At 72.0% G+C, this 9986-nt stretch carries 10 protein-coding genes; 4 read left to right on the top strand and 6 right to left on the bottom strand.

The window, feature by feature from the left end:
- Positions 1-137 precede the first annotated feature (137 nt).
- Positions 138-1832: a fumarate hydratase gene (locus ACZ4A5_RS23115; RefSeq protein WP_467587251.1), complete on the bottom strand. Its 1695-nt coding sequence runs from the start codon at positions 1830-1832 to the stop codon at positions 138-140.
- 146 nt (positions 1833-1978) lie between these two features.
- Between ACZ4A5_RS23115 and ACZ4A5_RS23110 the strand changes: the two genes are divergently transcribed.
- Together ACZ4A5_RS23110 and ACZ4A5_RS23105 are read left to right on the top strand one after the other, a co-directional pair.
- A complete protein-coding gene (locus tag ACZ4A5_RS23110; protein WP_467587247.1) occupies positions 1979-2653 on the top strand; it encodes a DUF1707 SHOCT-like domain-containing protein in 675 nt (224 codons plus the stop codon).
- A gap of 221 nt (positions 2654-2874) precedes the next feature.
- On the top strand, positions 2875-3180 hold the full coding sequence (locus ACZ4A5_RS23105) for a WhiB family transcriptional regulator (RefSeq protein WP_366004878.1): 306 nt from the start codon (positions 2875-2877) through the stop codon (positions 3178-3180).
- Between the two features lie 162 nt (positions 3181-3342).
- Here the strand turns inward: ACZ4A5_RS23105 and glpX are convergent, their stop codons facing one another.
- Positions 3343-4374 (bottom strand): class II fructose-bisphosphatase, encoded by a 1032-nt coding sequence (gene glpX, locus ACZ4A5_RS23100; RefSeq protein ID WP_467587240.1) that lies wholly within the window; start codon positions 4372-4374, stop codon positions 3343-3345.
- Positions 4375-4599: 225 nt separating this feature from the next.
- Between glpX and ACZ4A5_RS23095 the strand changes: the two genes are divergently transcribed.
- Positions 4600-5151: a DUF4245 domain-containing protein gene (locus tag ACZ4A5_RS23095; RefSeq protein WP_467587238.1), complete on the top strand. Its 552-nt coding sequence runs from the start codon at positions 4600-4602 to the stop codon at positions 5149-5151.
- Positions 5152-5199: 48 nt separating this feature from the next.
- On the opposite strand, the gene ACZ4A5_RS23090 is transcribed toward ACZ4A5_RS23095, so the two are convergent.
- The 4 genes from ACZ4A5_RS23090 to ACZ4A5_RS23075 form a co-directional block, all read right to left on the bottom strand.
- The gene (locus ACZ4A5_RS23090) at positions 5200-5790 is read right to left on the bottom strand and encodes a malonic semialdehyde reductase (RefSeq protein WP_467587235.1); all 591 of its coding nucleotides are present in this window, start codon (positions 5788-5790) and stop codon (positions 5200-5202) included.
- Between the two features lie 394 nt (positions 5791-6184).
- Positions 6185-6433, bottom strand: a complete 249-nt coding sequence (locus tag ACZ4A5_RS23085) for an exodeoxyribonuclease VII small subunit (RefSeq protein ID WP_467587232.1) — start codon at positions 6431-6433, stop codon at positions 6185-6187.
- Between the two features lie 10 nt (positions 6434-6443).
- Positions 6444-7664, bottom strand: a complete 1221-nt coding sequence (xseA, locus tag ACZ4A5_RS23080; RefSeq protein WP_467587229.1) for an exodeoxyribonuclease VII large subunit — start codon at positions 7662-7664, stop codon at positions 6444-6446.
- A gap of 55 nt (positions 7665-7719) precedes the next feature.
- Complete coding sequence (locus ACZ4A5_RS23075) at positions 7720-9072, bottom strand: APC family permease (RefSeq protein ID WP_467587225.1); 1353 nt, start codon at positions 9070-9072, stop codon at positions 7720-7722.
- A gap of 107 nt (positions 9073-9179) precedes the next feature.
- On the opposite strand from ACZ4A5_RS23075, the gene ACZ4A5_RS23070 reads away from it, so the two are divergent.
- The coding region (locus ACZ4A5_RS23070) for a 4-hydroxy-3-methylbut-2-enyl diphosphate reductase (RefSeq protein WP_467587221.1) at positions 9180-9986 on the top strand (807 nt) is incomplete at its 3' end.

Below are 9986 nucleotides of genomic sequence, written 5' to 3'. Positions count from 1 at the left end.
CTTCGCGTTTCGCTGCTCTGCCCCCCAGCGAGTCCAGTGTGTTCGGGGTCCGGGGTCTCCCCGGTTTCGGGAAGGGGCGGGGCAGGGGAACAAAGCCCGCCGCAGGCGGCAATGCACGCGCAGCCGCCCGAAAACCGCTACCCCTGCCGCACCGGAATGCTCGTGAACGTCGGCGCCGGCGCCGGGTCCACGAAGAAATCGTTGCCCTTGTCGTCCACGACGATGAACGCCGGGAAGTCCTCGACCTCGATCCGCCAGACCGCCTCCATGCCGAGCTCCTCGTACTCCAGGACCTCGACCTTCTTGATGCAGTCCTGCGCGAGCCGCGCCGCCGGGCCGCCGATCGAGCCGAGGTAGAAGCCGCCATGGGCCGCACACGCGTCGGTGACCTGCTTCGAGCGGTTGCCCTTGGCGAGCATGACCTTGGAGCCGCCCGCCGCCTGGAACTGCTCGACGTACGCGTCCATCCGGCCGGCCGTCGTCGGGCCGAAGGAGCCGGACGCGTAGCCCTCCGGCGTCTTGGCCGGGCCCGCGTAGTAGACCGGGTGGTTCTTGAGGTACTCGGGCATCTCCTCGCCCGCGTCCAGCAGTTCCTTGATCTTCGCGTGGGCGATGTCGCGGGCGACGACGAGCGTGCCGGTCAGCGACAGCCGGGTCTTGACCGGGTGCTTGGTCAGCTCGGCGAGGATCTCGTCCATCGGCCGGTCGAGGTCGATGGCGACCGCGTCGAGGTCGGGACCGGCGCCCGCGGTCAGCTCCTCCTCGGTGGTGTCCGGCAGGAAGCGCGCCGGGTCGGTCTCCAGCTGCTCCAGGAAGACGCCCTCCGGCGTGATCTTCGCCAGGGCCTGGCGGTCGGCGGAGCAGGAGACGGCGATGGCGACCGGGCAGGACGCGCCGTGCCGCGGCAGCCGGACGACGCGCACGTCGTGGCAGAAGTACTTGCCGCCGAACTGGGCGCCGATGCCGATCTTCTGCGTCAGCTCGAAGACCTTCTCCTCCAGCTCCTTGTCACGGAAGCCGTGACCGAGCGGGGAGCCCTCCTCGGGCAGCTCGTCGAGGTAGTGCGCGGAGGCGTACTTCGCGGTCTTCAGGGCGTACTCCGCGCTCGTACCGCCGACGACGATCGCCAGGTGGTACGGCGGGCACGCGGCGGTGCCCAGGGAGCGGATCTTCTCCTCCAGGAACCTCATCATGGAGGACTCGTTGAGGACGGCCTTCGTCTCCTGGTAGAGGAAGGACTTGTTGGCCGAGCCGCCGCCCTTGGCCATGAAGAGGAACTTGTACGCGCCGCCGTCGGTCGCGTACAGCTCGATCTGCGCGGGCAGGTTGGAGCCGGTGTTCTTCTCGTCCCACATGGTCAGCGGGGCCATCTGCGAGTAGCGCAGGTTGAGCTCGGTGTAGGCGTCGTAGATGCCGTGCGAGAGCGCCGCCTCGTCGCCGCCCTCGGTGAGGACGTTCTGGCCGCGCTTGCCCATGACGATCGCCGTGCCGGTGTCCTGGCACATCGGCAGCACGCCGGCCGCGGCGATGTTGGCGTTCTTCAGCAGGTCGAGCGCGACGAAGCGGTCGTTGGCCGACGCCTCGGGGTCGTCGAGGATGCGGCGCAGCTGCGCGAGGTGCGCGGGGCGCAGGTAGTGCGAGATGTCGTGCATGGCCTCGGCGGCCAGCTTCCGCAGGGCCTCCGGCTCGACCTTGAGGAACGTACGGCCGTCGGCCTCGAAGGTGCTCACGCCCTCCGAAGTGACCAGGCGGTACGGAGTGTTGTCCTCACCCAGGGGCAGGAGATCCGTGTAGGCGAACTCTGGGCGGGTCGGGCGGGAAGTAGGGGACATTGCGGCCATTCCTCACTCGGCAGACATGCTGGCTACTGCGACAGCATCCACAAGCGTAGAACGCGGGGCCCGGGGCGCGGCTGTGAGGTAAGGCTCACCGGCGGTCGCCCCTGTCGCGATCTATCGCGTTTCGCTACCCTGGCGGGGTGGACGAGTCATCGCGCGAGAAGCGCCCCCCGGTGCAGTTGGAGAAGGCCGCTCCGGCCGAGACGGCGCTCCGCGCCTCCGACGCCGACCGGGACCGGACGGCCGACATCCTGCGTGAGGCGCTGGGCGAGGGCCGGATCACGGCGGAGGAGCACGCCGAGCGGATCGGCGCGGTCTATCAGGCCCGCACCCTCGGCGAGCTGGAGCCGCTGACCCGCGACCTCCCCCTCGCCTCCCGGCCCGCGCCCGCCGCGGTCCCGCGCCCGTACGACGCCCCGGTGCGCCCCGGTGGAGCGGCCGTCGAGGCCGCCGAGAATCTCATCGCCGTCTTCGGCGGCGCCGCGCGCAACGGCCGCTGGCGCGTCCCCCGCCGGATCAACGCCTTCGCCCTGTTCGGCGGCGTGGAGATCGACCTGACGGAGGCCGTCTTCGAACAGCAGGAGATCGTCATCAACGCCACCGCGATCTTCGGCGGCATCGAGATCAAGGTGCCGGAGAACGTCACCCTGCGCTCCACCGGCACGGGCGTCTTCGGCGGTTTCGAGGTCAAGTCCAGCGAGGCGCCGGACGAGAGCGCCCCGGTCGTGACCGTCATGGGCTTCGCCGTCTTCGGCGGGGTGGAGGCCAAGCCCAAGAAGGGCAAGCGGCTGCGGAACCTCCGGGCGGGAGCCTGATCGCGGGCCAGTGCGTTCCGCTCATGGCAACGGTGTGAATAAGCACGCGCACAGCGGGTAAAGCTTGGTGCATCGTCTCTCGTACGGCTGCCGGTGCGAATGGCCGTGCGCAGTGGAGGCGGGCAAAGGTGACTCAATCGGCCAAGCTAAGCCGTCGTCAGGAGTAGACCGTGCTGCTACCGCATCAGCCCCTGCCTGAAGCCGCCGTACCGTCCCAGCGGATGCCCGCTCGGGATCAGGCCGGCCCCTGGCATTCGGAGGCGGTGTGCCGCCGGGATGAAGCCGGGCTCTTCTTCGCACCATCCAAGGAACCGACCGCCGCGCGGCTCTCCCGGGAGGAGGCCGCCAAGCGCGTCTGCGCGCGCTGCCCGGTGATGGTCGAATGCCGGGAGCACGCGCTGCTCCAGCCGGAGCCCTATGGCGTGTGGGGCGGCCTGACCGCGGCGGAGCGCCGCGTCGTCCTGGCCCGGCGCCGCCGCCGCGAGGCGGAGCTGCAGCGCACGACGCGCGTCGCCGCGGCGGGCTGACCGCGTAGCCGCACCTGGGCGAGCAGGGGGCAGCCCGGGTGCGGATCCTCGTCCTCGACCGCCGGACGGGCACGTCCACGGGGGCCGGCCCGCGTCGACAGCGGCCCGGCCGGCGGTGGGGGAGAGGGTGACCCGGCGTGCGGAGTCCGCCGGGGTCCGTGATCAGCTGGGGCGCTCGAAGTCCACCGTGCTGTAGGCACGCAGCTTCGACAGCCGGTGCGTGGAGTCGATCTGCCGGATGGTGCCCGACTTGGACCGCATCACCAGGGACTGCGTGGTCGCCGTCTCGGCGCGGTAGCGCACCCCGCGCAGCAGCTCGCCGTCCGTGATGCCGGTGGCCACGAAGAACACGTTCTCGCCGCTGACCAGGTCGTTCGTGTGCAGGACCTTGTCGAGGTCATGGCCCGCCGCCAGCGCGCGCTCGCGCTCCTCCTCGTCCTTGGGCCACAGCTTGGTCTGGATCGTGCCGCCGAGGCACTTGATGGCGCAGGCCGTGATGATGCCCTCGGGTGTGCCGCCGATGCCCAGCAGCAGGTCCACGCCCGTGCCCTCGCGGACGGCCATGATGGCGCCTGCCACGTCGCCGTCGGAGATGAACTTGATGCGGGCGCCGGCCTCGCGGATCTCCTTGACGATGCCGTCGTGGCGGGGGCGGTCGAGGACGACGACGGTCACGTCCTCCGGCGACGAGTGCTTCGCCTTCGCAACGCGGCGGATGTTGACGCCCACCGGGGCGTTGATGTCGACATAGTCGGCGGCCTCGGGGCCGGTGACCAGTTTGTCCATGTAGAAGACCGCGGACGGGTCGAACATCGAGCCGCGGTCGGCGACGGCCATGACGGACACCGCGTTGGCCATGCCCTTGGCCGTCAGCGTCGTGCCGTCCACCGGGTCCACGGCGACGTCGCACTCGGCGCCGGTCCCGTCGCCCACGCGCTCACCGTTGTAGAGCATGGGCGCGTTGTCCTTCTCGCCCTCGCCGATGACGACGACGCCGTTCATGGAGACGGTGCCGATGAGGGCGCGCATGGCCTTGACCGCGGCGCCGTCCGCGCCGTTCTTGTCGCCGCGCCCGACCCAGCGGCCCGACGCCATGGCGCCGGCCTCGGTGACCCGGACGAGCTCCAGGGCGAGGTTGCGGTCGGGGGCCTCGGGGCTGACCTCGAGCGAGGACGGCAGGTGATGATCGGTCATCGGAGCACACCTTTCTGTACGGCCGACGGCCGTGGGACCTCTCGTCCCCCGAAGGGGGCGGAGGGTGAGGGTGCTGATGACTTTATCTGTTTACTGCGAGAGTGAGCAGGCCACCCCACGCATGAGCGGCGTCAAGGTCGCCCGGCGGCGGCGCCGGCGTGCCCGGCGGCCTCCGGCGGCGCACCGCCGTCAAGATCCGCGCGGCCATGGGGGACGATAGGGGGCGTGGCAGGTAGGAACCCTAAGGCGCAGACCGTACGGAACATGGTGCTGGCGATGGCGGTGATCGTCCCGATCGCCCTGATCAGCTATGTGTTCATCCCGCATGACGACAGCAAGGACCCCGTCAGGACCGTCGATTACCGGGTGGAGCTCGAGACGGCCCGGCGTGCCGCGCCGTACCCCGTCGCCGCGCCCGTGGGCCTCGACGCCGACTGGCGCGCGACCTCGGTCTCGTACCACGCGGGCGGCAAGGACGGCTCCGCCTGGCACCTCGGCTTCCTCGACCCGGAGACGCAGTACGTCGCGGTCGAGCAGAGCGACGGCCCCGCCGCGCCGTTCATCGACAACGTGACGCAGGGTGCGACGAAGACCAAGCGCACCGAGAAGGTGGGCGATGCCACCTGGCTGCGCTACGACGGTGAGAAGTACAACGCGCTGGTGCGCGAGGAGCACGGCGTGACGACGGTGGTCACCGGCACCGCCGCGCCGGAGCAGCTGACGAAGATGGCCGCCGCGCTCAAGGCCGAGAAGGCCAGGACGGCCGGGAGGGCCTGAGCGCGACGGCCGGAGTGAACCGGTCCGCCCCGGGCGGGGCGGGTCGGGTCAGATGGTCGTGACGACCTCGTCGTAGGCGAGGCGCGGCGAGCGCTGGTACGGCGCGTCACCGGCGGGCTTGCCGATGTTGACGATCATCAGCGGGGTGTGGTCGTCGTCCAGGAACTCCTTCTGGACGGCGGCGAAGTCGAAGCCGGTCATCGGGCCCGCGGCCAGGCCGGCGGCGCGGATGCCGACGATGAAGTACGCGGCCTGGAGGGCGCCGTTCACCTTGGCGGACTCCTCACGGGCGGGGCGCTCGCTGAAGAAGACGTCCTTGGCCTGCGGGAAGTGCGGGAAGAGGGTCGGCAGTTCCTGGTGGAACTCGTTGTCCGCGGAGAGGATCGCGACGAGCGGCGCGGTGCGGGTCTTGGGCTGGTTGCCCTCGGACATGTGCGGCACCAGGCGCTCGCGGGCCTCCTCGGAGCGGACCAGCGTGATGCGCAGCGGCGTCTGGTTGAACGCGGTCGGCGCGTACTTCACCAGGTCGTAGACGGCCTGGATCTGCTCGTCGGTCACCGGCTCGTCGGAGAAGGAGCTGGCCGTACGGGCCTCACGGAAGAGCAGGTCCTGGGCGGCGGGGTCGAGTGCGAGGGTCATTCGGGGCACGCCTTCTCTTGTGTGCGGAAATGTGTGCGGTGTGACCACTCTGCCGCGCAGTACGTTAACTTTCAACTAAATCTGGTATGGTGTGATGGGGCTCACGATCCTGGGGTGCGGGAGGGTGCGCCTGCGGCGGGCTGTGTTCCCCTACCCGCCCCTTCCCGAAACTGGGGCTGCGCCCCAGACCCCGCAACACGCTTCGCGCGTTGTCCTCAAACTCCCCCAGCTAACGCTGGGAGGTGCCCCCAACGGGCTGAATATCAGCCCGTCCGGCGATTGAGGACGCGACCGGAGGTCGCTGGGGTCCGGGGTCTCCCCGGTTTCGGGAAGGGGCGGGTAGGGGAAAAGCCCGCCGCGGGCGCAGCCCCCGCGCGGCGCGGCCGGGGAAAAATCAGCCCCGCGAAGCGTCCTCGGAGGAATCCGCCGCGAGCGCGGCGTCAAGGCGGGCCCGCGCCCCCTCCAGCCACCGCCGGCACACAGCAGCGAGCTCCTCCCCCCGCTCCCACAGCGCCAGCGACTCCTCGAGCGACGTGCCGCCCGCCTCCAAGCGCCGCACGACCTCGATCAGTTCGTCCCGCGCCTGCTCGTACCCCAGCACGCTCTCGCCCGTGTCACCGGCAGCCGCATCCGTCTTCGCCATGCCGCCAAGCCTAAGCGGGAGGGGTGACAACGGCCCGTACCGCGAACTCGCCCTCCGCGACCCGCGCCCGCAGCTCCTCCTCCGCCGCGACCTCGTCCGCGGCGCGCACCACCGAGCCGTCCGCGTGCTGGAGCACCGCGTAGCCACGGCGCAGCGTCGCCGCCGGGGACAGGCCGACCACGCGCGCGTGCGTGTGCGTCAGTTCCGAGTCCGCCCGGTCCAGCAGGTGGCGGAGCGTGCGCCGCCCCCGCTCGACGAACGCGGCGATCTGCTCCTCCCGTTCGTCCACCATCCGCTGCGGCCGCTCCACGCAGGGGCGCGCCCGCACGGAGGCCAGCCCGCGCTCCTCGCGCTCCAGGTGCCCGGTGAGGCAGCGCAGCGCGCGGTCCCGCAGCTGCCGTACGCGGAGCAGTTCCTCGCCCACGTCCGGCACGACCCGCTTCGCCGCGTCCGTGGGCGTGGACGCGCGCAGGTCGGCGACCAGGTCGAGCAGCGGGGTGTCCGGCTCGTGGCCGATCGCGGAGACGACCGGCGTACGGCACGCGGCCACCGCCCGTACGAGCTGCTCGTCCGAGAACGGCAGCAGGTCCTCCACGCTGCCGCCGCCGCGCGCGACCACGATGACGTCCACGTCCGGATGGGCGTCCAGCTCCGCCACCGCCTCGATCACGCGCGGCACGGCGTGCACGCCCTGCACCGGGACGTTGCGCACCTCGAAGCGGACCGCCGGCCAGCGGTGCCGGGCGTTCTCCAGCACGTCGCGCTCGGCGGCGGACGCGCGCCCGCAGACCAGCCCGACGAGCTGCGGCAGGAACGGCAGTGGCCGCTTGCGTTCGGCGGCGAAGAGGCCCTCCGCGGCCAGCGACTTCTTCAGCTGCTCCAGCCGCGCCAGCAGCTCACCGACGCCGACCGGCCGGATCGCGGCGGCCCGCAGCGAGAGCGAGCCGCGCGGCGCGTACCACTCGGGCTTGGCGTGCACGACGACCCGCGCGCCCTCCGAGACGATGTCGGCGACCTCGTCGAACACGGAGCGGTAGCAGGTGACGGACAGCGAGATGTCGTGCGAGGGGTCGCGCAGGGTCAGGAACACCACGCCCGCGCCCGGCCGCCGCGACAGCTGCGTGATCTGCCCTTCGACCCAGACGGCACCCAGCCGGTCGATCCACCCGCCGATGAGACGGGACACCTGCCCGACGGGGATCGGGGCGTCGGGGGACGTATCGAGGGCCATGGAGCGAGCCTAGCCGCGCGGTCGGCGGTCCGGGGCGGCCCCCCCGGCGGGAGCCTCAGCCCGCCCGCGCCCGCCGCCGCACCGCCTGCGTGCCCAGCACCGCCAGCCCCACCGCGCACCACACGCCGCCCGCCCACTGCGCCGAGGGCGCCGCCTTCACGATCACCGCGATCACCACCGCCAGCCCCAGCAGCGGCACCACCACGTGCCGCACCGGCCGCAGGGCGCCCCGCTTCCGTACCCCGAACCACCCCATCACCGACAGGTGCAGCAGGGCGAAGGCGACCAGCGCGCCCACGTCGACCACCGACACAAGGCGGTCCAGCCCGTCGTCGCGCCGGGCCGCCCACACCGCCGCCGCCAGCGTCACCGCCGCGGCGCCCAGCAGCGCGGGCCGGGGGACGCCGGAGCCCGGGTCGACCTTGGCCAGCGGGGCCGGCAGGCGGCGGTCGCGGGCCATGGCGAACAGCAGCCGGCCCGCCGCCGCCTGCCCGGCCAGCGCGGCGAAGGCCGCGCCGACCGCCTTGCTCGCGGCCACCAGGTCGTGCAGCCAGGCACCGGTCGCCGAGTCGACCGTGTCGTAGAAGGCCGGCCCCTGGTCCGCCGGGTGCGCGGCCAGCTCCGCCGGGGACATGGGGGCGAGCAGCGCCGCGAGGTAGGTCTGGAGGACGAACAGCACGCCCGCCACCGCCAGACACGTGAGCACGGCCCGCGCGACCCGCTCGGAGCCCCCGGCCGACTCCTCCGCGAACGCGGCGATCGCGTCGAAGCCGAGATAGGAGAGGACCGCCACGGACACCGCCGTGAACACCGCGCCCGCCGAGAATCCGCCCTCCCCGGTCAGCGGCGACAGCCACCCGCGCCGGGCGCCGTGCTCCGAGAGCGCGAAGACCGCCGAGGCGACGAAGACCAGCAGCACGGCGATCTCCATGGCCAGCACCCCGAAGCCCACCGCCGCCGCGGCCCGCACACCCCACAGGTTCAGCCCCGTCGTCACGGCCACCGCGAGCGCCGTCCACACCCACCGCGGCACCGCCGGCACCAGCGCGTGCATCGCGATGCCGGAGAAGAGATAGGCGACCGCCGGGATCAGCAGATAGTCGAGCATCGCCATCCAGCCGGCGATGAACCCCGCCCCTTCGCCGAGCCCCACGCGGGCGTAGGTGTAGACCGAGCCGGCCTGCGGGGCGACCCGCACCATCTGCGCGTACGACAGGGCGGTGAAGGCCATCGCCACCGTGGCCACCCCGTAGACGAGCGCGACCGCCCCGCGCGCCTTCGCGTCGAGCGTGCCGAAGATGCCGACCGGTGCCATGGGGGCGATGAAGAGGAGGCCGTACACCACGAGGTCCCGGAACGAGAGCGAGCGGCGCAGCGCGTCCTTCCGGCCGCCGGGTGGTGTGGCCATGGAGTCGCCCCTCGTCGGTGCCTGCCTCCCGCCCATCGTGCACCAGCTCCGGCCACGGTGCCGGTCGGCGGAACGGCCCCGGAGGGCGGGCCCGTACGATGGAGTGCATGACTGCTGCCGCCGCCCGCAAGGTCCTGCTCGCCGCCCCCCGTGGCTACTGCGCCGGCGTGGACCGCGCCGTGATCGCCGTCGAGAAAGCCCTGGAACAGTACGGTGCGCCCGTCTATGTGCGCCACGAGATCGTGCACAACAAGTACGTGGTGAAGACCCTGGAGAAGAAGGGCGCGATCTTCGTCGAGGAGACGGCGGAGGTGCCCGAGGGGAACATCGTCATCTTCTCCGCGCACGGCGTCGCCCCGGTCGTCCACGAGGAGGCCGCCCGAGGCAAGCTGGCCACCATCGACGCCACCTGCCCGCTGGTCACCAAGGTCCACAAGGAAGCCGTCCGCTTCGCCAATGACGACTACGACATCCTCCTCATCGGCCACGAGGGCCACGAGGAGGTCATCGGCACGAGCGGCGAGGCCCCCGACCACATCACCCTGGTCGACGGCCCCGGCGACGTGGAGAACGTGAGCGTCCGCGACGAGTCCAAGGTCGTCTGGCTCTCCCAGACCACCCTGTCCGTCGACGAGACGATGGAGACCGTCGACGCGCTCAAGGGCCGCTTCCCGCAGCTGATCAGCCCGCCGAGCGACGACATCTGCTACGCCACGCAGAACCGGCAGACCGCCGTCAAGCAGATGGGCGCCGAGGCCGACCTGGTCATCGTCGTCGGCTCGAAGAACTCCTCCAACTCCGTCCGCCTGGTCGAGGTCGCCCTCGGGGGGGGGGGGGGGGGGGGGGGGGGGGGGGGGGTGGGGGGGGGGGTGGGGGGGGGGGGGGGGGGGGGGGGGAGGGGGGGGAGCTGGGGG

It is taken from the genome of Streptomyces sp. NPDC025618, assembly GCF_055558795.1.
Note: the sequence above shows the minus strand (reverse complement) of the source record. Positions and strands in the feature narration are given on the sequence as shown.